Source organism: Rhizobium sp. H4, assembly GCF_003013335.1.
GTDB classification, from domain to species: Bacteria; Pseudomonadota; Alphaproteobacteria; order Rhizobiales; family Rhizobiaceae; genus Rhizobium; species Rhizobium sophoriradicis.
This window is the reverse complement of the sequence record NZ_PSOW01000003.1, coordinates 151697-176426: the sequence shown is the minus strand read 5'-3', so window position 1 is coordinate 176426 and position 24730 is coordinate 151697. Positions and strand designations below refer to the sequence as shown.

Below are 24730 nucleotides of genomic sequence, written 5' to 3'. Positions count from 1 at the left end.
CCAATTCAGTGGCAAGATCTCACTTCTTGCGGGGAACCTTGGGGACCGTGCTTCCCTTCTTCGGGGCGTCGCGGACTTCAGGCTCTGCCTGCGGGACCGTCTTGGCGCGGGTCTTGCGGGCCGTCTTCGTCTTCAGCTCGCCGTCGCCCTCGTCATCGGCTTCGGGATGCACGACTTCGGCTTCCGGCTTCGGCTTGATCGGCGCCGTATCCGGTATGGCTTCCAGCACGATGCCCGGCTTGCCGTCTTCCTTGGGACCGACGGTGACGTTGACGACGCCGCCCTTCTTCAGCTTGCCGAAGAGGATTTCGTTGGCAAGCGGCTTCTTGATGGTGTCCTGGATGACGCGGGCAAGCGGGCGGGCGCCCATCTTCTCGTCGTAACCCTTTTCCGCCAGCCAGGCGATCGCGTCCTCATGCAGGTCGAAGGTGACGTTCCGTTCGGAAAGCTGGGCCTCCAGCTGCATGATGAACTTCTGTACGACCTTGTGAATGACAGCCGTCGGCAGCGCCGCGAAGGGAATGATCGCGTCGAGACGGTTGCGGAACTCCGGCGTGAACAGACGGGTCAGCGCCTCCTCGTCCTCGCCGGTGCGCTTGGACGAGCCGAAGCCGATCGCAGCCTTGGCCATTTCGGACGCGCCCGCATTGGTCGTCATGATCAGGATGACGTTGCGGAAGTCGATCTTCTTGCCGTTATGGTCGGTCAGCGTGCCATGGTCCATGACCTGCAGCAGGATGTTGTAGATGTCAGGATGCGCCTTTTCGATTTCGTCGAGCAGGACCACGCAATGCGGATGCTGGTCGACGCCATCTGTGAGAAGACCGCCCTGATCGAAACCGACATAGCCGGGGGGTGCACCGAGCAGACGCGAGACCGTATGCCGCTCCATATATTCCGACATGTCGAAGCGCAGAAGCTCGACGCCGAGCGACGACGCCAGCTGCTTTGCGACCTCGGTCTTGCCGACGCCGGTCGGACCGGAGAAAACATAGGAGCCGATCGGCTTGTTCGGCTCGCGAAGGCCGGCACGCGCCAGCTTGATCGAGGTCGAAAGGGCTTCGATGGCGATATCCTGGCCGTAGACGACCGAGCGCAGTTCCTGCTCGAGATTGGCGAGCACCGCTTCGTCATCCTTGGAGACGGTCTTCGGCGGAATGCGCGCCATCGTAGCGATCGTTGCCTCGATTTCCTTTTCGGTGATCAGCTTGCGGCGCTTCGACGGCGGCAGCAGCATCTGGGCCGCACCGGTTTCGTCGATCACGTCGATCGCCTTGTCCGGCAGCTTGCGGTCGGAGATGTAGCGGGCCGAGAGTTCGACGGCCGATTTGATGGCGTCGTTCGAATAACGCAGGTGGTGATACTCTTCGAAATAGGGCTTCAGGCCCTTCATGATCTCGATCGCATCGTTGATCGACGGCTCGCTGACGTCGATCTTCTGGAAACGACGCACCAGCGCCCGGTCCTTCTCGAAGAACTGGCGATATTCCTTGTAGGTGGTCGACCCGATGCAGCGAATCGCGCCGGATGACAGTGCCGGCTTCAGCAGGTTCGATGCATCCATCGCCCCGCCCGAGGTGGCGCCGGCGCCGATCACCGTATGGATCTCGTCGATGAACAGCACCGCACCCGGATATTCCTCCAGCTCCTTGACGACCTGCTTCAGGCGCTCCTCGAAATCGCCGCGGTAGCGCGTGCCGGCAAGCAGCGTGCCCATGTCGAGCGAGAAGATCGTCGCATCGGCAAGCGCCTCGGGAACCTTGCCCTCGACGATGCGCTTGGCGAGGCCCTCGGCGATCGCCGTCTTGCCGACGCCGGGATCACCGACATAGAGCGGATTGTTCTTCGAACGGCGGCACAGGATCTGGATGGTACGGCTCACCTCGGCGTGACGGCCGATCAGCGGATCGATCTTGCCGCCCTTGGCCTTCTCGTTGAGGTTGACGCAATAGGCTTTCAGCGCATCCTGCTGCTTCTTGGGGCCGCCCTCTTCCTCGCCGCCGCGTGCCGTCGGCTTGCTCTCGGCTTCCTCTTCGGCGCCGCGCGGAGGGCGGGCCTCGGAGGCGCCCGGCCGCTTGCCAATGCCGTGAGAGATGTAGTTGACGGCGTCGTAACGGGTCATTTCCTGCTCCTGCAGGAAATAGGCGGCATGGCTTTCGCGCTCGGCGAAAATCGCGACGAGCACGTTGGCGCCGGTGACTTCCTCGCGCCCGGAAGACTGCACATGGATGACGGCGCGCTGGATGACGCGCTGGAAGCCGGAGGTCGGCTTCGAATCCTCGTCATATCCGGTGATCAGATTGGAAAGTTCATTATCGACATATTCGACGAGCGTCTTGCGCAACGCGTCGAGATCGACATTGCAGGCACCCATGACCGCGGCCGCATCGGCATCGTCGATCAGGGCGAGCAGCAGATGCTCGAGCGTCGCATATTCGTGATGCCGCTCGTTGGCAAAGGTCAGTGCCTGATGGAGCGCCTTCTCTAAACTAGGCGAAAATGTTGGCACGTTCAGATCCTCACTTCTTTTCCATGACGCATTGCAGCGGATGCTGGTGCTGCCGGGCGAAGTCCATCACCTGGCTGACCTTCGTTTCCGCTACCTCGTATGTGAATATTCCGCATTCGCCGACGCCGTGATTGTGGACATGGAGCATGATGCGGGTGGCACTTTCACGATCCTTCTGAAAAAACCGTTCCAGAATATGAATGACGAATTCCATGGGCGTGTAATCGTCATTCAGAAGCAGCACGCGATAGAGGTTGGGTTTCTTGGTCTTCGGCTTGGTGCGCGTGATGACCGAGGTTCCGCGATTTCCGTTGTCCCCGTTCCTTTCGCTGTCGTTCTGCATCCGGATCGGCTTTGCGATCATTGTCATTCATTCCTCAATCAATCCGGCGGAGCATGGGAGGGTGCTTTTCCCGCCGAATATCTGAAACACTAACTTAGTTCATAATAGGCCGATTTTAAGCCCCCTGTCAGACACTGCAATCAAGAAATGCCGGCATGCACGGGAAAGACCAAAAAAGTCCCCGGGCCGATCCAAGCCGACGCTGTGGCGAAAGTGGAAACAAAAAAGACCGGCTACAGATGCGTAACCGGCCCCGGTATTTCAATATGTCGCGCAGGTTGCGCCGTCGCAATCAACTCATGCGGCGGCAGGCGTTGCCGCCGGCGCCTGCCTGCCCGTCTTGGCGACGGCAGCGGCGATCGGAGCCTCGTAAGGCTTGTAGGCGGACTTGGCGAGATCGGCGTACATTTCGCCGAGCTTGGTGGCCTCGGAAACGAAGCTCTCATAGCTGGACTTGACGTAGCTGGTCTGCAGTTCGAACACGGCCTCGAAGCTCTTGGCCCCGGCCAGCGTTTCGAAATGCGTCACTGCATCCTGGAAGGACTTCTTCGAATAATCAGCAGCTTCGGCGGCGATTGCCTGAAAGCCCCTCGCCGTTTCGGAATAGGTTCTCAGCGCCGTATCGACGGCTTCCTTGCTCTTCCTGTTTGCATCATCAAAGTTGAACATGACCGTCCTCCGTTGGGCTGTGGATGGCGGCAGGGTAACTGCGACGCACAAATAGTCAAGTAGTCTTGTGCAATGCAAAACAACCCTGAGGTTGCATGACAGTAATAAAACAAAGGCCGCGCGCCGGGGCACGTACGTCTTTAACTGATTTTGCTAATATATATCAAATGCCCACAACCCAAGATTTTAAAAAAAAATTTTTTTGACAAGCCAAAAAACGAAAAAACCGGGCGGATCGCGCCGCCCGGTCCTCTTGAAACGTTTGCGCGCGATCAAAGATCGACGTCGAGGATCGCCATCGAAAAGTTGTAGGAGCGGTCGCCGTCCTCGTCATCGATATAGACGACGCCCAGAAACTCTTCACCGAGATAGACTTCCGCGGAATCATTCTTGCGCGGACGCGCCTTGACGATGATCTGCGGGTTGAACATGCGCTTGAAATAGGCGTCGAGCTTCTTGATTTCTTCAGGCTTCACTCTGTCATCTCCGTAAGCGGTCTTGATTGGCCGCTTCTCGCACAGGAAAAGCAGCGGTGTAAAGGCGGGCTGCTGCTTGCGCAGTGGCTGTCCCCGCTCGGCTCCTGCCGGTTTTCCTATCTTTTTCCAACAGGCGCTCAGATATCGGCGCCGATCACCTGGTCCATGTTGCGCGACGGTTCGGAACAACCGGCCTCGCCGACGACCTTGGCCGGCACGCCGGCTACCGTCTTCTTCGGCGGCACTGCCTTGAGCACGACGGAGCCGGCGGCAACGCGCGAGCAGAAGCCGATTTCGATGTTGCCGAGGATCTTCGCGCCGGCGCCGATCATCACGCCGCTGCCAATCTTCGGATGGCGGTCGGCGCCCTCCTTGCCGGTGCCGCCGAGCGTGACGCCATGCAGGATCGAGACATTGTCGCCAACAACCGCCGTTTCGCCAATTACGAGGCCGGTGGCATGATCGAGGAAGATGCCCTTGCCGATACGGGCGGCCGGATTGATGTCGGTCTGGAACACGCTGGAGGAGCGGCTTTGCAGATAGAGGGCGAAGTCACGCCTGCCGCGGTTCAGCAGCCAATGGGCCAGACGATGCGTCTGCAGCGCATGGAAACCCTTGAAATAGAGCACGGCCTCCATAAAGCGGAGGCAAGCGGGATCGCGGTCATAGACCGCCTGGATATCGACTCGCAGGATCGAGCTCCATTCCGGCCAATCGGAGAGCATTTCCTCGAAGGTCTGGCGCAGGAGGATCGCCTGCATGTCGGGGTGATCGAGGCGTTCGCAAATGCGGTGAATGACGCATTCCTCGAGCGAACGGTGATTGATCACCGTCGAATAGAGAAAGGCGGCGAGAACCGGATCCGTTTCGGCGGCGGCGCGGGCTTCCTCGCGCAGGCTGTCCCAGATGGGATCCATCACTTTCAGCGGATGGCCTGTCTCAAAAGCACGAATGTCTGTCTTGGCGACCATCGCCACTCTCCTCGGTACCTAACAGGAATGCCGTTTTCGCAATGCCAGTATATAGTGGAAAACGCCAATAACATAAATGGGTGCCGTCACCATGGTTTTTAGCACGGTTTTTCGGCATCACGATGATGTCAGCGCCCGGCCACCCTTGCGTAGAAGGCGAGCACCGCCTGCTTGAAAACCTTGTCGCCGACGGCGAGCATATGATCGCGGCCGGGAATATCGAGCGCCTCGGCCTCGGGCATCAGTGCGGCCAGCTGCTGCGGCGAGCCGGCGATATCATCCCTGGTGCCGACGCCGATCAGCGCCGGCATATCGAGTTTGGCCATATCCGAGCGAGCGACGAGATCGCGCGAGCCGCGAATGCAGGCGGCGAGCGCGGTGCGGTCGCTCTTTGTCTGTTCGGCAAAGGCGCGGAACATGCGGCCGCGCTCATGCGTCACGACGTCCAGCGACGGAGCCAGCAGCGCATCGGCAATCGGGTCCCAGTCGCCGACGCCGTCGGTCATGCCGATGCCAAGGCCGCCGAGCACCAGTGAGCGGACGCGATGCGGATTGGCAAGTGCGGCAAAGACGGAAATGCGCGCGCCCATGGAATAGCCCATGACATTGGCTTCGGCGATGCCGAGATGGTCGAGCAGCGCAATTGCGTCACCGGCCATCACCCACGGACGATAGGCTTCGGCGTCATGCGGCTTGTCGCTTGCGCCATGACCGCGATTGTCGATGGCGATCACCCGGTAGCCGGCATCGCCGAGCGTCTTCAGCCAGGCCGGATGCACCCAGTTGACGTTTGCCGTCGAGGCAAAGCCGTGAATCAACAGGACAGGCACACCGGAGGGATCGCCTTCGTCGAAAAAGGCGAGCCGCAATCCGTCATGAGTGAAGCTTGAAAATGCGGGCGTGTTCAGGTTCATCGGGTCTTCCTTTTTGGCGCGACCATAATTGAGCCGCCTGCCAGCGTGAAGCCAAAAACCGTAGCTGAAAACTGTGCTTGCCGCTGCGCTTTGGCTCTACACATTTGCGGCGAAGGCTTATAAGGTCCGCGCACCTTGCAAAGCATTCGGAGAGCGATATGGCCGGCCACAACATTCCTCACTTCCAGAACGACGGCGGTCATCGCGTCATCGAAGTCGGCGTCAAGGAATTCATGTGCACGGGCGCTTCGGTTCCCTTCGATCACCCGCACATCTTCATCGACATGGGCGACGACAACGAGAAGGTCTGCTCCTACTGTTCGACGCTCTATCGCTTCAATTCCTCCCTCAAGCCCAGCCAGACCAATCCGGCCGGCTGCGTTTTCCATGTGAAGGCGGCGTAGCCCGACTAGAAGCCGGAACGGACTGGCAATGCCCGTCGAACATGCCGTCATCATCGGCGCCGGAATTGCCGGGCTGACCGCTGCGCTGTCGCTTTCGCGCCGGGGCATCAGCTCGGAGATTTTCGAGCAGGCGGACGAACTTACCGAAATCGGCGCCGGATTGCAGCTTTCGCCGAATGCCTCGCGTATTCTTGCTGACCTCGACATCCTCAACGTACTTTCCAAGATCTGGCTCGAACCAGAGAGCATCCGACTGATTTCGGGCAGTTCGCTGCGCCAGCTTGCGGCAGTGCCGGCAGGCAAATTCGCGCGGCAGCGCTGGGGCGCGCCCTATGGCGTCCTGCACCGCACCACTTTGCAGAAAGCGCTGCTCGCCGCGGTCGAAGCCGATCCGCTCTGCCGGCTTCGTCTCGGCATGCGCATGGAAGCGGGTCCGCCTTCCGAGCGGCCGGCCGATGTCGTGATCGGGGCCGACGGCGTCTGGTCGAAGCTGCGGCAATCTATTGCGGGCGGCCCCTCGCCACGTTTTTCCGGCAATATCGCCTACCGCTTCACCATTGCCGAGGATGAAGCCCCCGGCTTCCTCGATCGGACAAGCGTTTCCGCTTTCCTCGGCGGGTCGGCGCATCTGGTCAGCTATCCGCTAAAAGAGACCGGCAGCTTCAACATGGTGGCAATCACTGCCGGCAACATTGCGCCCCAGACCTGGCAAAGCGAGCCGACGACAGAGCAACGCGCACAGCTGCGAGCGCGTCTCGCCGGCTGGAACGCGGCCATCGTCTCGCTGCTCGAAAGGCAGCGGAAGCTGACCTTCTGGCCGCTGTTCGAAACGACGTCAGGCGCGTGGCAGGACGGCAGGGCGGTTCTGATCGGCGACGCCGCTCACGCGATGATGCCCTTTGCCGCCCAGGGAGCGGCGATGGCAATCGAAGATGCCTACGAACTTGCCGCGTTTCTGTCGGATAGTCCCGTGACCGAAGCGCTGGCGCATTTCGAAAGGCATCGCGCGCCGCGCATCGCCAAGCTTCGCCAGCGCGGCGCCTTCAACCGGTTTGCCTATCATGCGAGAGGGCCGATCCGCATCGGCCGCGACCTCGTGCTCGGGCTGAAGCCGCCGCAAAGCCTGGCGGCGGATCTCGACTGGATCTACGGCTATCGCGCCATGCGGCCATAGAGCGCCGCAAGCGACGGAGGCGCCCACGCCTGCCCTCAGACGGCGCTTGCCGCGGCAAACCCGCGTTCGATATCGGCCTTGAGGTCAGCCACGTCTTCGATGCCGATCTGCAGGCGGATGACCGCACCGTCGGTCGGGGCCTTGGCGACCCTGCGGTCGTTGAGATAGGCGTGCAGAGCGAGGCTTTCGAAACCGCCCCAGGAATAGCCGAGGCCGAAGATCCGCAGCGCATCGAGGAAGGCATGCGCCTTTGCCCTGGACTGCTCGGGACCATTGGCGGCAAGCACGAAGGAAAAGATGCCGCTGGCCCCCTTGAAATCGCGCTTCCAGAGATGATGGGAGGGGAAGCTCGGCAGCGCCGGGTGCAGCACGCGGGCAACATCGTCCCTGCCCTCCAGCCATTCGGCGATCGCAAGCGCACTTTCATAATGGCGCTCGAGGCGCAGGCCCATAGTGCGCAATCCGCGCAGGATCTGATAGGCATCATCGGGCGCGCCGCAGATGCCGAGGGCGCCGTTCGCCTCCTTCAGCCGCTCCCAATGCTCGGCATTGGCCGACACCGTCCCGAGCAGAATGTCGGAATGGCCGGACGGATATTTCGTCGCCGCGTGGATGGAGATGTCGACGCCATGATCGAGCGGCCGGAAATAAAGCGGCGTCGCCCAGGTATTGTCCATCATGACGACGGCGCCGTGGCGGTGGGCAACCGCCGAGATCGCCGGAATATCCTGCATCTCGAAGGTGTTGGAGCCGGGAGCCTCGGTGTGCACGATCTTCGTGTTCGGCCGGAAAAGCGCCTCTATGCCGCCGCCGATCGACGGGTCGTAATATTCCACCTCAACGCCGAGGCGCTTCAGCATCGTGTCGCAGAAATGTCGGGTCGGACCGTAAACCGAATCGACGACGAGAGCATGGTCGCCGGCGGCGGCGAAACCCAGGAACGGAATGGTGACGGCCGCAAGCCCCGAGGGAACGAGGATGGTGCCGGCCGAACCTTCGAGCGCGTCGATCGCCTCGCAGAGCGCATCCGTGGTCGGCGTGCCGCGGGTCCCGTAGGTGTATTTCTGCGAACGCGTCTCCATCGTCCGGGCATTCGGAAACAGCACCGTCGAGGCATGCACGACTGGCGGATTGACGAAACCGTGATAGTCGAAGGGATCGTTGCCGATATGGCTCAAGCGGGTGTTGATACCGGCATTCTGCAGCAAGCTGTCTTTGTCTTTCATGGTCGGGAATAGCCTTTGGCGAAGAACGCGAAAACGAGACTTTTGGACACCTCGCCGCCTCCGGTCAACCCCTTGGGACCTTGGGGTAGATCCCATCGAAAAGTATGATTTTCGCGTTATTTTTCCGCAATTGGACGCCCATTTCCTGGCCAACCGCCCATGAATGCGGCGCAATTGACCAAATTTCTGAATTTTGCCGCAATTATCGATGGCGACACTTGACCATGGTGACATTTGCGACTGTGATAGACCCACTCGCGCCGGGAGGGTGTCGAGACGATTGGGGAGGCCGACGCAACGTTCGGGCGCACTCCCCACAAGATAAAGATAAGACAACGGAAAAAGGTTGGGAAAATGAAGAATAAGCTCCTGTCCGCCGCCATCGGCGCAGCGGTTTTGGCACTTGGCGCATCGGCAGCCTCGGCCACCACTCTCGGTGACGTCAAGGCGAAGGGTTTCGTACAATGCGGCGTCAATACCGGCCTGGCCGGCTTTGCTGCACCCGACGCTTCCGGCAATTGGGCCGGCTTCGACGTCGATTTCTGCAAGGCCGTCGCTTCAGCCGTCTTCGGCGACCCCACGAAGGTGAAGTTCACCCCGCTCAGCGCCGCCAACCGTTTCCCGGCGCTTCAATCCGGCGAAGTCGATGTTCTGGCTCGCAACACGACCTGGTCGATCAACCGCGACACCGCTCTCGGCCTGAACTTCCGTTTCGTTAACTATTATGACGGCCAAGGCTTCATGGTCCGCAAGAGCCTGAACGTGAAGTCGGCGCTCGAACTCTCCGGCGCATCCGTCTGCGTCCAGTCGGGCACCACCACCGAGCTCAACCTCGCCGACTACTTCAAGGCAAACAACCTTCAGTACAATCCGGTTGTTTTCGAAAAGCTGGATGAGGTCAACGCCGCCTATGACGCCGGCCGCTGCGACGTCTACACGACCGACCAGTCCGGTCTCTATTCGCTGCGCCTGACGCTGAAGAACCCCGACGAGCACGCGATCCTTCCGGAAATCATTTCCAAGGAGCCGCTGGCGCCGGCTGTTCGCCAGGGTGACGACCAGTGGTTCGACATCGTCAGCTGGGTTGGCTACGCCATGATCAATGCTGAAGAGTTCGGCATCACTCAGGCCAATGTCGACGACATGAAAAATTCGCCGAACCCTGACATCAAGCGCTTCCTCGGCGTGGAAGCAGACACCAAGATCGGCACCGATCTCGGGCTGACCAATGAGTGGGCCTACAACATCGTCAAGAACGTCGGCAATTACGGCGAAGTCTTCGAGCGCAATATCGGCCAGGGCAGCCAGTTGAAGATCGATCGCGGCCTCAACGCCCTGTGGAGCAAGGGCGGCATCCAGTACGCCCCGCCGGTTCGCTGAGGGGTATCACGCAGGAAAGCCGGAAAGGCGGGCGACCGCCTTTCCTCCTCCAATAAAAAAGCTCCGAAAAGGAGCGTAATGGGGAATTGGCCAGGCATGACGCATCAGGCTGTGGATTCGACACATTTACCCAAGAGCGGCTGGAGCTTCCAGACTGCCCTCTACGACCCGAGAATTCGGGGCATTTTCTTCCAGATTCTCACCATCGTATTGCTGGTGGCCTTCGTCTGGTGGGTTGCACATAACACTGCCGTCAATCTGGCGCGCGCCAACATCGCATCGGGATTCGGCTTTCTGAATGGCCGCGCCGGCTTCGAGGTCGGTCAGTCGCTGATCGCCTATTCAAGCGATTCGACCTACGGCCGCGCGCTGCTCGTCGGCCTTCTGAACACGCTGCTAATCGCGGTGACCGGCATCATCACCGCCACCATCATCGGCTTCATCATCGGCATCGGCCGTTTGTCGCGGAACTGGCTGATTGCCAAGCTGTGTACGGTCTACGTGGAAGTTTTCCGCAATATTCCGCCGCTGCTGGTGATCTTCTTCTGGTATTCGGGCGTTCTGGCGGTTCTGCCGAATGCGCGCGAATCGCTGCATCTGCCGCTCGGATCCTATCTGAACAATCGCGGCCTTGCCTTCCCCAAGCCGATTTTCGGTGAGGGTTTCTGGCTCGTCGGCGTCTCCTTCGTCATCGCGATCATCGCCGTCATCGCGACGGCCCGATGGGCGCATCGCCGGCAGGCGGCCACTGGTCAGCCGTTCCACACGATCTGGGCTTCGATCGGCCTGCTGATCGGCCTGCCGCTCATCGCCTTCCTGATCGCAGGCGCGCCGCTTTCCTTCGATTATCCGATCGTGGGTAAATTCAACCTCACCGGCGGCTCCGTCGTCGGGCCTGAGTTCATGTCGCTCTTCCTGGCGCTTTCCTTCTACACCGCAGCCTTCATCGCCGAGATCGTGCGCGCGGGCATTCGCGGCGTGGCGAAGGGACAAACGGAGGCGGCAGGTGCACTTGGGCTTCATCCCTCGTCGATCACCCGGCTGGTCGTCATTCCGCAGGCGTTCCGCATCATCATTCCGCCGCTGAGCAGCCAATATCTCAATCTGACCAAGAACTCATCGCTGGCGATCGCCATCGGTTTCGCCGATCTCGTCGCCGTCGGCAGCACAACGCTGAACCAGACCGGTCAGGCCGTCGAGGTGATTCTCATCTGGATGGTCATTTACCTCGCGCTCAGTATCGTGACTTCGCTGTTCATGAACTGGTTCAATGCCAAGATGGCGCTAGTGGAGAGGTAAGATGAGCAACAGTTTCGTCAGAACCGCCATACTCGCGCCGGAGCCGCCTCCACCGGGAGAAAGGGGCGCGGTCGCCTGGATTCGCCGCAACCTGCTTGCCACGCCGAAAGACATCGTTCTTACCATCGTGGCGCTAGTCTTTATCTCCTGGGCGATGCTCCACGCGATCGACTGGCTCTTCGTACAGGCTGTCTGGAGTGGCCCAGACCGCACCTTCTGTGCCACTGCCGTACAGGGCGGCATCCAGCCGGATAGCTGGAACGGTGCGTGCTGGGCCTTCGTCAACGCCAAATTCGACCAATTCATTTTTGGTCGTTATCCGCTTGACGAGCGCTGGCGCCCGACGCTGGTCGGCATTCTTTTCGTGCTCCTGCTGGTGCCGATGCTCATCCCTTCGGCACCACGCAAGGGCCTCAACGCCATCCTGCTCTTCGGCGTGCTGCCGGTCATTTCCTTCTTTGTGCTTTATGGTGGATTTGGCCTGGAAATCGTCGAGACCCCGCTCTGGGGCGGCTTGCTGGTGACGCTGGTCCTCTCCTTCGTCGGCATCGCCGTCTCCTTCCCGCTCGGCATCATCCTGGCGCTCGGAAGGCGCTCGCAAATGCCGATCATCCGCACGGTCTGCATCGTCTTCATCGAGGTCGTCCGCGGCGTGCCGCTGATTACGGTCCTCTTCATGGCGAGCGTCATGCTGCCGCTTTTCCTGCCTGCCGGCTGGACGGTGGACAAGCTCTTGCGCGCGATCATCGGGGTATCGATCTTTGCCTCCGCCTATATGGCTGAGGTCATTCGCGGCGGTCTGCAGGCAATCCCTAAGGGGCAGTTCGAAGGAGCGGATTCGCTGGGGCTCGGCTACTGGCAGAAGATGCGGTTGGTCATCATGCCGCAGGCAATCAAGCTGGTGATCCCTGGCATCGTCAACACCTTTATCGGCATGTTCAAGGACACCTCGCTGGTTTCGATCATCAGCATGTTCGACCTTCTCGGCATCGTTCGCCTCAACTTCGTCGATCCGAACTGGGCGACCGCAGTAACGCCGCTGACGGGACTGATATTTGCCGGCTTCGCCTTCTGGCTCTTCTGCTTCGGCATGTCGCGCTATTCAGCATTCGTCGAACGTCACCTCGACACCGGCCACAAACGATAAGAATGAGGGAAAACAATCATGGCTGAAGCTCCAGCTAAAAAGCTCACCGTTTCCGCAACGGAAGTGGCGATCGAAATCATCAACATGAACAAGTGGTACGGCGATTTCCACGTGTTGCGCGACATCAACCTGAAGGTCATGCGCGGCGAGCGCATCGTCATCGCCGGCCCATCCGGCTCGGGTAAATCGACCATGATCCGCTGCATCAACCGCCTGGAAGAGCATCAGAAGGGCCAGATCATCGTCGATGGCACAGAGCTAACCAACGATCTGAAGAAGATCGATGAAGTCAGGCGCGAAGTCGGCATGGTGTTCCAGCACTTCAACCTCTTCCCGCACCTGACGATCCTCGAAAACTGCACGCTGGCGCCGATCTGGGTGCGCAAAATGCCGAAGAAGCAGGCGGAAGAGATCGCTATGCACTTCCTGAAGCGCGTCAAGATCCCGGAACAGGCCAATAAATATCCGGGACAGCTTTCCGGCGGCCAGCAGCAGCGCGTGGCGATCGCCCGGTCGCTCTGCATGAACCCGAAGATCATGCTGTTCGACGAGCCGACCTCGGCGCTCGATCCCGAAATGATCAAGGAAGTACTCGACACCATGGTGGGTCTTGCCGAGGAAGGCATGACCATGCTCTGCGTCACCCATGAAATGGGCTTTGCCCGCCAGGTCGCCAACCGCGTCATCTTCATGGATCAGGGCCAGATCGTCGAGCAGAATTCGCCCGCCGAGTTCTTCGACAATCCGCAGCACGAGCGCACCAAGCTGTTCCTCAGCCAGATTCTGCACTGAGCCAAGGCCGAAGCTTTCAAAGACCCGCCGCAGCCTTCCGGTTCGGCGGGCCTTTTACATTCAGCGGAAGGTTGCCGCCTGTAACAGGCTGCAGAGGCCGGCAAGACCGGAATCGGAGCCACCTGAAGCAGAGCCGCCCGGCGACGAGATATCAGCGCAGCGGACAAGCATCTTGCGCTGCTCACTGACCGGCCTTGCCCGGAAGTCTTCCAGGGTGCGAGCCTGGGCAGCGCTAAGCGTGCCGTCAGCCGCGGACCCGTTGCTGCCGTCTGCCCCCGCTCCTCTGCCGACCGCAAGAGCTTCGACGCCGCTACCGCGTCTGACGGAGGCGGTGGCGTTATCGAGCCTATCGGACCTCCCGATGCGCGCATTGAGATCGGCATTGGCGCCGCGGCCGCCGCCGAGCCTGGCATTGGCATTCGTGTCGAGACCATTGCCGCCGCCGCGACCGGCATTGATATCGGCATCGACGCCCCTGCCGCCGCCGAAATTGGCCGCCGCATCGGCATTGACACCACTCGAGCCGCCGAGTGACGCATTGGCATCGGCGCTGATGCCGCCGCCAAGCGAAGCCCCGACATCGGCGCTGGCGGCATTGCCTGCATTCACGGACACGCCGACATCAATCGCATGCGCATCGCCTGCGGGTATGGCAAACAGGACGCAGGTGGATGCAAGCGCTACGAGGGATAGTCTATGGTGCTTGTGGGTCATGTTTTCCTCTCCGTTGTCATTTGCCGGGCGAACTTGTCCGGCAGTTGAAAATCGAGGAACGCGCGTGCCGTCGATCGTCCGGACGCCTGCAAACCTACAGGGCGTCCACGGCAAGGCAACGTGAGGAGATGACAAATGTTTCACGACACTGCCCGGCAAGTCGGCTCTAGGGCGAGCAATGTTCTTTCAGGGTTATTGAAATACCAATTGCCGGCCAGACTGTGCCAAAAACAAACGTGTCCTGCAGCGAGTAGAACGCCGACCGATTATGTCCTTTTGGGTTGCATCAGGAAATCCCCGGGGTGAGCAAGAAAAGCTCAGTTGTCGACGGAATTGCCGCGATTGATCTATCGCAACGCTGTCGCGCAGATCGCCAATACCTTGTCCAGAACCGGACGTTCTGCCGCTGATCGATGCCGCCAAAAATAACTCCTCTTCCGCCTGGATATATCGGGCGAGAAATCCATGTTTCAGCATGTTCTCATCTAACCGAGTGGAGGTTCTGGAATGGGCATTTTCGACAAGATCAAACAGGCAATCTTTCGAGAAGCGAAAGCAGCCGAACCGGCCAGCGCGCCGAAGACACAGCCCGTTTCGCCGTCACCAGCACCCAGTCCGGCGCCTGCGGCCTCCCCCGCTCAGAGCAAGCCGGCCACCGCCCCGGCCACAGCCGCAGTGGATATCGTCCCTATCCTCGACGCGGCGGTAAAAAAGAGCGGCCAGAAACTCGATTGGCGTCACTCGATCGTCGACCTGATGAAAGCCGTCGGGATGGATGCGAGCCTGACCGAGCGCAAGGAGCTCGCCGCCGAGCTCGGCTATACCGGCGACAGCGGTGATTCCGCAAAAATGAATATGTGGCTGCACAAGGCGCTGATGAAGCGGCTTTCGGAAAATGGCGGCAAGGTGCCGGCCGATCTCCTGGATTGATCCATCAAAATGATGGATGACCACAGCCGCCACGCTGCGGCGGTGGTCATCCGGCCAGGCTAGAAAAGGATGTCATCCGAAAACCGCTCACACTTTGGGCACCATGCGCCGGCAGTGCGCCCCCTCTTGCCCGCAGGCGTTGAAGCAAATAACCTCACGCTCGATTACTTCGAGGATCGATCAGGGGAGAATCTAAATCCAATGAGATTGATGGCAGTCGTTGGCGTTGCACTTAGCTTGGGCTGTATCTCGGCCGCAGAATCCCCTTCAAACTATCGATCCTACAGCGGTGTTCGGGTCGATACCGATCCCGTCCTCCTGGCTCGATACGACAAAGCCCTCGGCTGGTGCGTACCGGAGGCCGGTTCATCGCGACGCGGCTCGCCGGATTCGCAAAGCCTGCATTACAACGCAGCGCTCAGAAACTGCCTTTACAGACGCGGCTTCGTCGACCGTGGCGTCTATGCCTACCCCATTCCCAAGGTTTACTTCGATCATTTCCTGGATCGCTGAGAAGAGCTTCAGCGCGACGGCTGGGAACGCGATGAAATTCGGCCGTCGCTGCGGCAATCCACAATAAGCAATTGCTTCCAGCTCCGGTGAAAACCTTGTGATTTCGCGCGAGGTCTTTCCGGCGTCACACGAATCGAAATAAACATCGGACGCCGATCATTGGGTAATTAGGGGATAGAATAATAATGCGCGCTCGTACCACAACAGTATTAATTGCCATGGGACTTCTGACTGCCTGCGTGCCGACGCGCCAGGACTATGATGCATACGTCACATTGCTACAGGGCAGCTCAAGAGCAAGAAATGAAGCAACTAAAGATTGCGTGAGGGGCTTCGATGGAAAGTCCAGTCGCAACCTCGGCCTTTTGACAGACACATCGGACAAGGACGCTGTACGCGTTGGTTGCGATCGTTTTATTGCAGCGGTCGTTTCCGGTCGCGCCACCTATGACGACGTCGTTGATATCAAACGCCAACGGCCCACTCCCAAAATAATCAAAATTTTCCAAGGTCGCTAAACAAGATCGCGCGGCGGCTTGCAGCCTCAAGCTCAAGCCGTCGACAACTCGCTCCGGAGCGAAGCCGCCGCCCAGAAAGCGACGGACGCGGTGCATTCAGGGCCGATGGCCAACTCATCTGAGATTGCTATCGTGTGGCATGTGGCATCACCAATCTGACGCGTGAGATGAGAGATGACCTACGAGAAGATAGCAGGAGACCCGGAACTGCTGGCATGGTTTCGCCAGAAGCCGACCTTTCATGACGCGGAAATTCTGAGTCTCTCACTCAATCGCACTGGGGTCAGCGAGTTGACGATTCATGGGTGGATCGCCACCGATGGTGTTGATCAAGATGGATACTGCATCCTTGACAAGCATGCAGTCGTCACTTTCGCCTTCGAAGATATTATGGACCTGCAGTTGGACGGCTTCAGCCACCAGAACGTGATCAATGGTCTCGTCCTCCGCTACGCAAGAGATCGCGGTCGAGCTGGCTACTACCGGAAGACATCGAAATCGAGCTCCGACCCTGTTACGGGCTGGATGGTTTCATCCGCGCGAAGAAAGTGACCGTGACGTTCCGTCCGGGTCGGCCTGCTGACGACAGACCAATTGCCGCAGCAGTCCCTTGAGGAAATCTTTGCTTCTCGACTTTGTCAACGCCTAGCCTGAGCCGGGGCTTTCCCTGTGACATCAGTCGGCAACGGGTTTGCGGCGGCGAGCAATTGACCGAGTGATGCGAGTGCTGCGGTTCGTGCTGCAATGTTGACGGTCGATCCAAAGCGATCGCCTGCTCTGCGGATAACTGGGAATTGGTTCAGCCTCGCTCGAGTGAGTGGTTGGCGCGGTTCCTTGCGGCATGCTTTCCGAGTACCTCGATCGTTGTCGGGCTCAACACGAGAGCATTGCCTTACCGGCAATTCCCTTGATTGGGGGCTCATTTTGACGTTCGAGGTGTGGGCGATTCGACGGTCATGTCCTCCCTTACCATGTCGATAAGTATCACTTTTGAGGGCGAATCTACCCAAAAAGGGCTGGATTCACAAAAAATGCAGATTCCACCTTTGGCCGGAGGAATTCGCTCACGCCCACCAAGTTTTTTGTAATGTTTTCAATCTGTGCATATCGCTATAGTTGCAGAAAGAATAATTCGCGGCTTGCGAGATAGAAATACTGCCACATTTTGAGTCAGTCAAAATTCCGCAAATATTTCAAAATGTAACTCCGGAGTGATCGGCACATTATGGCAGCAATATGGCCATACTTCTCAAGTACTTACTGTCGCGATGCTGTTGCACTTTCCCAGGATGACGTCCTATAACCCCCGCCGTAACGGCTGATTAGCTAGAAAATATTAACTGACAAACACAACGTCAGAGTTGAGGAACAGGACTATGACAACATATTACGTATCGACGACCAGCAGCGGCGGAAACGGCAGTGCCTCTTCCCCCTTTCGCACGATCAGTGAGGCGATGAGGGCGGACCTTAAGCCAGGCGACGAGGTCGTGGTGAAGCCCGGGACCTACAATGAGAGCATCAACTTCGATAAGGACGGCTCGGCGGCAGCCGACATCACGCTGCGCTCGGAAGTGCCCGGCGCAGCGCTGATCCGGCCGCCCGCGGGCTCGTGGAACGCGATCAGTGTCAACGCCAACTACGTGGTCATCGACGGCTTTGACATCGGCGGCGCCGCCGGCGACGGCATCGAAGCGAACGGTGTCCACCACGTCCAGATCCTCAATAACAAGGTCCACGGCAACGGGGAGTCGGGCATCCAGTTCAACCAGTCGGACTTCATCCACGTCGAAGGCAACGAGACCTACAACAATGCGTCGTCGGGCTGGTTCTCGGGCATCTCGCTCTACCAGAACCGGAACATCACCGGTGATACCTCGACGGACGGCTACCGGAACATCGTGCGCGACAACATCTCCCATGACAACGTCACGAAATCGGGTGCGCACACCGATGGTAACGGTATCATCATCGACGATTTCCAGAGCACGCAGACGAGCGGTCATCCGAACTACACATTCAAGACCCTGGTCGACAACAACCTTGTCTACGAGAACGGCGGCAAAGGCATCCAGGTTACCTGGAGCGACTCCGTCACTGTGTCGAACAACACCGCATACCACAACAATCAGGACCCGCAGAATGACGGCACCTGGCGCGGCGAGCTCAGCAACTCGGCGTCGAGCAACAACACCTGGGTCAACAACATTGGCGTAGCCGACCCATCGCTGAACAAGAACAACACTGCGATCGATAACACGTCAACCGGCGGCTACACCAACAACAACGTCGTCTGGGCCAACAACATCACCTATAACGGCACGGCCGGCCAGGCCTCGGTCAAGACCGACGGCGGCAACGCGATGCCGAGCACGGCGAACGGCAACAAGCTTGGCGTCGACCCGCATTTCGTGAATGCAGCGAACGGCGACTTCCACCTCGCCTCGGGCTCGGCGGCAATCGACAGCGGAACCACCAAGTACGGCGTCGACTCGGTCGACCTGGACGGCGACGCCCGCGTCGTTGGAACTATCGATATGGGTGCCTACGAATCTGGCTCCGCCCCGGTTTCGGGAACGCCAACCACGCCGACGCAACCGACAGCGCCAACCACGCCGACAGAGCCGACAGCGCCCACCGCGCCGACAGCGCCCACCGCGCCGACCGCGCCCACCGCGCCCACCGCGCCCACCGCGCCCACCGCGCCGACCACATCGACGAAGGTATACACCGGCACCAGTGGTAACGACTACCTGCCACACACCGGCCAGTCCAACGGCGGTAACGAAACCTACAAGGGTCTCGGCGGCAATGACGTGTTGAAGGGCGGCGCCGGCTCGGACATCCTCATTGGTGGTACCGGAAAGGACATCATGACCGGTGGCACGAGCTCGGATACCTTCGCCTTCAAGGCACCGACAGAGACCGGGTCCGGCTGGGCCCGCGACCTCATCACCGACTTCCGGCATGGCATCGATAAGATCGACGTCTCGGCGATCGATGCGAATGGCTCTGCGCAGGGCGATGCAACCTTCCATTTCCAGGCGCAGGAGAATGCCTTGTTCGATAGGAAGGCCGGCGCGCTCGCTTGGCACTACCAGGACGATGATACCGTTATCCAGGCCGACTTGAACGGCGACGGCGTTCATGACTTCGAGATTCAGCTGAAGGGCCACGTCCAGCTGGGGGCAGGCGATTTTCTCCTGTAATGATACCCGTTGCGGCGGTCGTCGGACCGCCGCAACAATCGGAAACGTGTCGACGGCGGGGTAAAAACCGCCCCACGGCGCGCAAACTTCGGTTTACTTCAGCGCGTGGATGAGCAAGCTGGGAGGGCATAGCCCGAGCGGCGATCTCATCCACGCGCTGCGTTTTTGACGGGTGTCAGCCGAACTTTCCGGTGCCGCTTTGCGGGAGGCGATAGCGGTCGCCATTCATCTCGAGGATGTTGACATTGCGGGTGACGCGATCGAGCAGAGCGCCGGTCGGGCGCCCGGATACGGGGCAGGCCGTGCATTCGTCGAACGGAAAGGCTGCTGGTGATCAAGATGGCAATGCGTTCGTGGTGTTGCGATATCAGCTCGAACAATAATTCCGCACCGGTCTCGTGCCTCTCCCGCGTTAGCTTGAAGAATTCTGCCGAGCGGGTTTTCGTCGGGGTAAGGCGACTTGCGAAAGGCATACCCAAAGGCGCGCTAACTCAATCGCTTTTGATCGGAGCCTACGGTCTGCAATCACACTCGCAATTTACAACCACAGTGATATTCTACCCGCGCACCCGTTGCCGTGCAGAACCCGCTCTGATCGACTGAGGGTTTCGACCTGGACAACACCGTGGGGTCCATGTGATACGGGTAGCAGCTTTCGGGGGAGCGCCACAGCCAAGCGAAACGGTATCAGGTCAAGCGAGGCCCGTCAGAATCATCGGCCGTCGTCGATGATCGTCCGTCGAGATGGATGGGAAGGCGATCAGGTACTTCTATCGTCTGAGCGACACAGTCCCCACCGTTAGCGGAGAAGTGATGAAGGCTGGATTGGGCAAAGAGACGTGCAACTTTTGGAAGCCCAAATTCAAGGCAGGTGAATTTACGTCAGCCTTGTATGATTACACATTCAAAGACGGGCATTCGAGCTTTGTGCTAAATGCCTATGAATGCGAGTGAAGCACCGTTGGGCAAAAGGTCCGGCAATACCTCGCTGACAAAAATCAACGCTAAGCCCTTCTGCGAAAAACCATCAGATGTTCGTAGTAAGTGGCCGAAGAGAACAAGGACTGCTAACTTTTTGAAATGGTGGCGACCCCTGCAGGAATCGAACCTGCGACAACCTGCTTAGAAGGCAGGTGCTCTATCCAGCTGAGCTAAGGGGCCGTCTGCTGGCCGCGCCCAAGAAGCGCGACCGGATGCGGCATATGTGGACGAGAAACCTCAATGCGTCCAGGGCTGCGTGCGGGTATATCGGAAATTATCCGGATAGGCCACGACCTGGCGAGCCGGCTCCTTCGGCGCGATGACGCGGTATTCGATGCCGTTGCGTTGGGCATAGGCTTCCGCGAGCGCCTGCGTTTCAAAGGTAAGCTTGACCTGCTGGCGGGTATCGCTGGAGGAGGTATATCCCATCATCGGATCGATTTTGCGGGGCGACTCCTGATCGAATTCGAGCACCCAGAGATGGGTCTTGGCCTTGCCGGACTGCATGGCGGTCTTAGCAGGACGATAGATCTTGGCAGACATGACTGCGGCATCTCCGAATATGCGGGGACAGCGCCCGCCTTTCATGGTCTCAACCCGTCCCCGGGCTTTGCTTCGTCGTCAGGGATAACGCGACGAGGTGAATTTTGCTTAGCCGCGAATCCCTGCCTTTTCAAGAAAAAAGGCGTATCAGGCGGCTGCAGACATCTTCCATCTTATCGCCCGCCGTCACGGCCAATTAGACGGATTTCGCAATGTAACCGATTGTCTCATGTTGTGATCACAACCTGATTGCCGCAATCGGTGCCGGGAACTAGTTTACGGCCTAATCGACTTCAGTGGATTTGCAAGCATGATGAGACGTTCGGCAGAGTTCAATGCCATTGTGATAGGAGCCGGCATCACCGCGTTCTTCTATGTCGCCATCAGCTATGCCCAATATATCGGCCTGCTCGCCCGCGGCTGAAGGCTGAACCATGCTGGCGGCTGATCGCACCTCGCAAACAAATCGAGGGCCGCTGAAGATTTTCCGCATTGCGTCCACAGGCCGGTGAGAAATCTCCGGGCAGAGCGGGATTTATGGGTTGCGAGGGCGAAGTGAACCGTGTATTCCCCCTGCCAATCACGGCACGGAGTGTAGCGCAGTCTGGTAGCGCATCTGGTTTGGGACCAGAGGGTCGGGAGTTCGAATCTCTCCACTCCGACCATTCAATATCCCGATATTCCCGAGTTTTCGATGGTTGCTTCGCAGCCCGCGGGCGCACGCTTGCGCCCCGTCACTTCACCTTTGTCGTCGTGGCGCTCATGATCCTGTCGCCCACCTTGATTCCCAATTTGCCGACAATGCCGGCATTGAGTTCAACGACGTATTTCACCGGGCTCATCGAATCGATGATGTCGCGCGAATAGGGCGTTGCGTTTTCCTTGATGTGGCGGATCGTGCCGGTGTCGTCGGCAAAGAGCATGTCGAGCGGCAGGAAGGTGTTTTCCATCCACATGGCGACGCGCCGCGGCTCGCCGAAATCGAAGATCATGCCGGCGTCATCGGCCATCGTCTTGCGGAACATCAGTCCATGGGAGCGCTGGTCGGGGTTTACCGCGACCTCGACGGTGAAATGCAGCGTCTTGCCGGCGGCCGTCTGGATGAGCAGCGGCTCCTTGTCGAACCGCATCGGCTCCTCAGCCAGGGCCGGCAGGGCGATCAAGAAAAAAAGCGCCGTGATGGCGCTTCTAATCGCATGAAGGACGAGATCTCGCATCTCAGTGCGACCGGCTTGCCGGGCTCGGAATATCGGGGTGAATTTCCGCGGCCATCAGGCCTTTTTCGCCATCGCCGAAGCGGACGAGAACCACCTGACCGGGGCGCAGCTCCGTCAGGCCGAAACGGCGCAGCGTCTCCATATGCACGAAGATGTCTTCCGTGCCCTCGCCGCGCGTCAGAAAGCCGAAGCCCTTGGTGCGGTTGAACCACTTGACGAGCGCACGCTCGAGACCGCTGGTGGCGGTGACCTGCACATGGGTGCGGACCGGGGGCAGCTGCGAGGGATGAACCGCGGTCGACTGATCCATTGAAAGGATCTTGAAAGCCTGGTAGCCGCGCTCGCGGCGCTGGATGAGGGCAACGATGCGCGTTCCCTCGAGGATCGTCTGGTAACCGTCGCGGCGCAGGCAGGTCACGTGCAGGAGAACATCCTGCATGCCATTGTCCGGAACGATGAAGCCGAAGCCCTTGGCGACGTCGAACCACTTGACGACCCCGGTGATTTCAACAAGATCGACCGTCTCTGACGACAGCTCGTCGAGATCAGTGTATTCGTTCGATGAAATCCTATCAGCCATAGTCGCCAGCCCCTCGAATACGCGTCACACTGTTACGGTTAACTGATTCTTGAAATCAAGATTAACATCTTGGTAACGGATAAGCGCAAGTCCTAGTTTTCGGTTATTCCCAGCTGCACATTTTATAAAGATGACTTGCCCGAAGCTGACCACGGCTGGCCGATAAGGGCCAGCCCCAATAAAGGAGTAGATAGAATGCGTTATCTTCATACGATGGTTCGCGTCAAAGATCTGGACGCTTCGCTCGCCTTTTACACCGCCCTGTTCGGGCTGGAGGAGATTCGCCGCCACGAAAACGAGAAGGGCCGTTTCACCCTGGTTTTCCTGGCTGCCCGCGACGATCTTGAGCGTGCGCGCAGCGAAAAAGCGCCCTGCCTCGAGCTTACCTACAATTGGGATACAGAGGATTATAGCGGAGGACGCAATTTCGGCCACCTCGCCTATGAAGTCGACGATATTTATGCGATCTGCCAGAAGCTGATGGACAACGGCATCACGATCAACCGGCCGCCGCGCGACGGCAATATGGCCTTTGTGCGCTCGCCCGACGGCATCTCGATCGAAATCCTGCAGAAGGGAAGCCCGCTTCCACCTTCCGAACCCTGGGCGTCCATGCGCAATACCGGCGCCTGGTAAGGGTTTTCGCCGCAAGGCTTTTGCGAAGCTTGCGGCTTTTGCGATTTCGGGTCCGGCCGGCGCCTTGGTGCTTGCCGCGGTCCGGCCCCGCAGGCAATCTCCAGCTGACTCGACGCGGAAAATGGCGATTTTCGGCCGTTTTCCGCATCAACTGGAGACTGGTTGCTTGCGTAACAATGAGATGCGGATGCCCGTAACAGGCGCTTTGCTGATCGCCACCTCGATGCTGGCGCTGTCTGGCTGCGCGTCAGACAAGAAGGCGCTCGATTCAGCCGCCGCTGTTCCGGTCGTTCCGGCAACGGCCGCCGCAGCGCCCCAGCTTGCCGCGACAGCGCCGGCGAAATCTGCGCCGCGCTCGGTCTACACCGACCCCCGCCTTGTCAATGTCTCCGGCGCCCAGGCCGCGCCCCAGGGCGTGCTAGCGGATCCGAATGCCGCCGTTCCGCCGGCCGATCCGGCAATGGCAGCGCCTGCCAATATCGGCGGGCTGGTCATGCAGTCGACACGGATCAACGCCCAGGCGATGAGCATCTTTTCCGATCGCCAGCCGCTGCCGCAGAACAACAGCACGTCCACCATCATCCAGCCGCAAGCCTATGCGCCGACGCAGGGCGTGGCACCGACAAGAAGCAGCGTTTACAGCCAGCCTGCCGTGCCCACACAGCCGGCGACGCCGGTGCTGCCGCAGCAATCCTCGGAGAACTCCGGCACGCAGCCTCTACCCGTTCAAACCGCCGCGCTGGCAACAGGGGGCATTCCGGCCTCGACGACGAACGCGCTCTACAGCGCGCCGAAGCAGAACCTGCTCGGCAGCCTTTCCGGCCTCCTGCACAAGGCCGCCCTGCCCGGTGTGACGCGTGTCGCCCCGAACGGGCTGCATGTCCAGAACGATCATGTCGAGGTCGGCTGCTTCAAGCCCGACCTGTTGAAAGTGATCAAAATGGTCGAAGACCATTTCGGCCGGCCCGTCATCGTCACCTCGGGCTATCGCGACGAAGAGCATAACCGCCTGGTCGGCGGCGCTGACGAATCGATGCACAAGAGCTGTGAGGCCGCCGACATCCGGATCGACGGCGTGTCGAAATGGGATGTCGCCGCCTATATCCGCTCCTTGCCGGATCGCGGCGGCGTCGGCACCTATTGCCACACGGAGTCCGTCCACCTCGACACCGGCAAGGGCCGCGACTGGAACTGGGGCTGCGGCGGCAAACGCGCGCCCATGACGACCGCCAAAGCGATCTGATATCGACCGCATGGAATGGCATCACGTTACGTCATCTCGGCTTGCCGCGCTTCCGGCAAGCCATACAAGCCGTTGATTCGGCATCGGTAATCTCCCATGCTTGAGCCGCGAAATATCTGTCATTTTTTTGAAAAAAATCGAATTTGCCGCTTGCGGCTTTTGAAGGTGCTGACTATAAGGGCGCCACCACGAAGGAAGCGCCCTTCGTCTATCGGTTAGGACACCAGATTTTCATTCTGGGAAGAGGGGTTCGACTCCCCTAGGGCGTGCCATTCTCCTCCACATTGAAGCCAACGCACCCGCTTGCAGAAGCTGGCGTGCGCTCCTATTTTAGCAAAGCCG

24 protein-coding genes, 3 tRNA genes and 1 pseudogene are annotated in these 24730 nt (G+C 59.4%); 15 read left to right on the top strand and 13 right to left on the bottom strand.

Going from position 1 to position 24730, the window contains the following annotated elements:
- Nucleotides 1–19: 19 nt before the first annotated feature.
- The 6 genes from clpA to C4N04_RS05735 all read right to left on the bottom strand — a co-directional run bounded on the left by clpA (nt 20) and on the right by C4N04_RS05735 (nt 5882).
- Nucleotides 20–2509 (bottom strand): ATP-dependent Clp protease ATP-binding subunit ClpA, encoded by a 2490-nt coding sequence (gene clpA, locus C4N04_RS05760; RefSeq protein ID WP_038688631.1) that lies wholly within the window; start codon nt 2507–2509, stop codon nt 20–22.
- Between the two features lie 10 nt (nt 2510–2519).
- On the bottom strand, nt 2520–2873 hold the full coding sequence (gene clpS / locus C4N04_RS05755) for an ATP-dependent Clp protease adapter ClpS (RefSeq protein WP_008526939.1): 354 nt from the start codon (nt 2871–2873) through the stop codon (nt 2520–2522).
- Nucleotides 2874–3149: 276 nt separating this feature from the next.
- On the bottom strand, nt 3150–3521 hold the full coding sequence (locus C4N04_RS05750; protein WP_038688629.1) for a phasin family protein: 372 nt from the start codon (nt 3519–3521) through the stop codon (nt 3150–3152).
- A 272-nt stretch (nt 3522–3793) separates the two neighbouring features.
- Nucleotides 3794–3997 (bottom strand): DUF3126 family protein, encoded by a 204-nt coding sequence (locus C4N04_RS05745; protein ID WP_010021897.1) that lies wholly within the window; start codon nt 3995–3997, stop codon nt 3794–3796.
- A gap of 137 nt (nt 3998–4134) precedes the next feature.
- Nucleotides 4135–4968: a serine O-acetyltransferase gene (gene cysE, locus C4N04_RS05740; RefSeq protein ID WP_096770995.1), complete on the bottom strand. Its 834-nt coding sequence runs from the start codon at nt 4966–4968 to the stop codon at nt 4135–4137.
- Nucleotides 4969–5096: 128 nt separating this feature from the next.
- Entirely contained in the window at nt 5097–5882 is a 786-nt protein-coding gene (locus C4N04_RS05735; protein WP_096770994.1) for an alpha/beta fold hydrolase, read from the bottom strand.
- 158 nt (nt 5883–6040) lie between these two features.
- Between C4N04_RS05735 and C4N04_RS05730 the strand changes: the two genes are divergently transcribed.
- Both C4N04_RS05730 and C4N04_RS05725 read left to right on the top strand, forming a co-directional pair.
- Nucleotides 6041–6286: a zinc-finger domain-containing protein gene (locus C4N04_RS05730; RefSeq protein ID WP_010024961.1), complete on the top strand. Its 246-nt coding sequence runs from the start codon at nt 6041–6043 to the stop codon at nt 6284–6286.
- A gap of 28 nt (nt 6287–6314) precedes the next feature.
- Nucleotides 6315–7460, top strand: a complete 1146-nt coding sequence (locus C4N04_RS05725; RefSeq protein ID WP_106795574.1) for an FAD-dependent monooxygenase — start codon at nt 6315–6317, stop codon at nt 7458–7460.
- Nucleotides 7461–7495: 35 nt separating this feature from the next.
- Here C4N04_RS05725 and C4N04_RS05720 read toward each other — a convergent pair whose 3' ends face one another.
- Nucleotides 7496–8686 (bottom strand): cystathionine beta-lyase, encoded by a 1191-nt coding sequence (locus tag C4N04_RS05720; protein WP_077993884.1) that lies wholly within the window; start codon nt 8684–8686, stop codon nt 7496–7498.
- A gap of 354 nt (nt 8687–9040) precedes the next feature.
- On the opposite strand from C4N04_RS05720, the gene C4N04_RS05715 reads away from it, so the two are divergent.
- The 4 genes from C4N04_RS05715 to C4N04_RS05700 all read left to right on the top strand — a co-directional run bounded on the left by C4N04_RS05715 (nt 9041) and on the right by C4N04_RS05700 (nt 13304).
- Nucleotides 9041–10066 carry an amino acid ABC transporter substrate-binding protein gene (locus tag C4N04_RS05715; RefSeq protein ID WP_077993886.1) on the top strand — a complete coding sequence of 342 codons (1026 nt, stop codon included), beginning with the start codon at nt 9041–9043 and terminating at the stop codon, nt 10064–10066.
- A gap of 96 nt (nt 10067–10162) precedes the next feature.
- Nucleotides 10163–11365: an amino acid ABC transporter permease gene (locus C4N04_RS05710; protein WP_077993889.1), complete on the top strand. Its 1203-nt coding sequence runs from the start codon at nt 10163–10165 to the stop codon at nt 11363–11365.
- A 1-nt stretch (nt 11366) separates the two neighbouring features.
- Nucleotides 11367–12512: an amino acid ABC transporter permease gene (locus C4N04_RS05705; RefSeq protein WP_077993892.1), complete on the top strand. Its 1146-nt coding sequence runs from the start codon at nt 11367–11369 to the stop codon at nt 12510–12512.
- An 18-nt stretch (nt 12513–12530) separates the two neighbouring features.
- Nucleotides 12531–13304, top strand: coding sequence for an amino acid ABC transporter ATP-binding protein (locus tag C4N04_RS05700; RefSeq protein WP_038688615.1), 774 nt, complete (start codon nt 12531–12533; stop codon nt 13302–13304).
- 60 nt (nt 13305–13364) lie between these two features.
- Here C4N04_RS05700 and C4N04_RS05695 read toward each other — a convergent pair whose 3' ends face one another.
- Complete coding sequence (locus C4N04_RS05695) at nt 13365–14018, bottom strand: hypothetical protein (RefSeq protein ID WP_106795573.1); 654 nt, start codon at nt 14016–14018, stop codon at nt 13365–13367.
- A 507-nt stretch (nt 14019–14525) separates the two neighbouring features.
- Between C4N04_RS05695 and C4N04_RS05690 the strand changes: the two genes are divergently transcribed.
- The 5 genes from C4N04_RS05690 to C4N04_RS05665 all read left to right on the top strand — a co-directional run bounded on the left by C4N04_RS05690 (nt 14526) and on the right by C4N04_RS05665 (nt 19188).
- Nucleotides 14526–14948: a DUF3597 domain-containing protein gene (locus C4N04_RS05690; protein ID WP_038688611.1), complete on the top strand. Its 423-nt coding sequence runs from the start codon at nt 14526–14528 to the stop codon at nt 14946–14948.
- Between the two features lie 201 nt (nt 14949–15149).
- Nucleotides 15150–15461, top strand: a complete 312-nt coding sequence (locus tag C4N04_RS05685; protein WP_009990942.1) for a hypothetical protein — start codon at nt 15150–15152, stop codon at nt 15459–15461.
- 185 nt (nt 15462–15646) lie between these two features.
- Complete coding sequence (locus tag C4N04_RS05680) at nt 15647–15979, top strand: hypothetical protein (protein ID WP_077993898.1); 333 nt, start codon at nt 15647–15649, stop codon at nt 15977–15979.
- Between the two features lie 174 nt (nt 15980–16153).
- Nucleotides 16154–16531, top strand: a complete 378-nt coding sequence (locus C4N04_RS05675) for an immunity 50 family protein (RefSeq protein ID WP_245425535.1) — start codon at nt 16154–16156, stop codon at nt 16529–16531.
- An 824-nt stretch (nt 16532–17355) separates the two neighbouring features.
- Nucleotides 17356–19188: a choice-of-anchor Q domain-containing protein gene (locus C4N04_RS05665; RefSeq protein ID WP_038688606.1), complete on the top strand. Its 1833-nt coding sequence runs from the start codon at nt 17356–17358 to the stop codon at nt 19186–19188.
- A gap of 175 nt (nt 19189–19363) precedes the next feature.
- Here C4N04_RS05665 and C4N04_RS31785 read toward each other — a convergent pair.
- From C4N04_RS31785 to C4N04_RS05645, 3 genes and pseudogenes are all read right to left on the bottom strand, one after another.
- A pseudogene (locus C4N04_RS31785) lies at nt 19364–19586 on the bottom strand (ATP-binding protein); the annotation flags it as partial.
- Between the two features lie 686 nt (nt 19587–20272).
- A tRNA-Arg gene (locus tag C4N04_RS05650) sits at nt 20273–20349 on the bottom strand.
- A gap of 57 nt (nt 20350–20406) precedes the next feature.
- Nucleotides 20407–20712 carry an ETC complex I subunit gene (locus C4N04_RS05645; protein ID WP_009995432.1) on the bottom strand — a complete coding sequence of 102 codons (306 nt, stop codon included), beginning with the start codon at nt 20710–20712 and terminating at the stop codon, nt 20407–20409.
- Nucleotides 20713–21300: 588 nt separating this feature from the next.
- Between C4N04_RS05645 and C4N04_RS05640 the strand changes: the two genes are divergently transcribed.
- A tRNA-Pro gene (locus tag C4N04_RS05640) sits at nt 21301–21377 on the top strand.
- A gap of 69 nt (nt 21378–21446) precedes the next feature.
- On the opposite strand, the gene C4N04_RS05635 is transcribed toward C4N04_RS05640, so the two are convergent.
- Nucleotides 21447–21929, bottom strand: a complete 483-nt coding sequence (locus C4N04_RS05635) for a DUF192 domain-containing protein (RefSeq protein WP_106795572.1) — start codon at nt 21927–21929, stop codon at nt 21447–21449.
- 1 nt (nt 21930) lies between these two features.
- A complete protein-coding gene (locus tag C4N04_RS05630) occupies nt 21931–22509 on the bottom strand; it encodes a cold-shock protein (protein WP_004675946.1) in 579 nt (192 codons plus the stop codon).
- A 195-nt stretch (nt 22510–22704) separates the two neighbouring features.
- Here C4N04_RS05630 and gloA point away from each other — a divergent pair, with 195 nt between their 5' ends.
- From gloA to C4N04_RS05615, 3 genes are all read left to right on the top strand, one after another.
- Nucleotides 22705–23145, top strand: a complete 441-nt coding sequence (gloA, locus tag C4N04_RS05625; RefSeq protein WP_106795571.1) for a lactoylglutathione lyase — start codon at nt 22705–22707, stop codon at nt 23143–23145.
- Nucleotides 23146–23311: 166 nt separating this feature from the next.
- On the top strand, nt 23312–24388 hold the full coding sequence (locus tag C4N04_RS05620) for a D-Ala-D-Ala carboxypeptidase family metallohydrolase (RefSeq protein WP_106795653.1): 1077 nt from the start codon (nt 23312–23314) through the stop codon (nt 24386–24388).
- Between the two features lie 197 nt (nt 24389–24585).
- Nucleotides 24586–24660: transfer RNA gene (locus C4N04_RS05615), tRNA-Glu, on the top strand.
- The last annotated feature ends 70 nt before the right edge of the window (nt 24661–24730 follow it).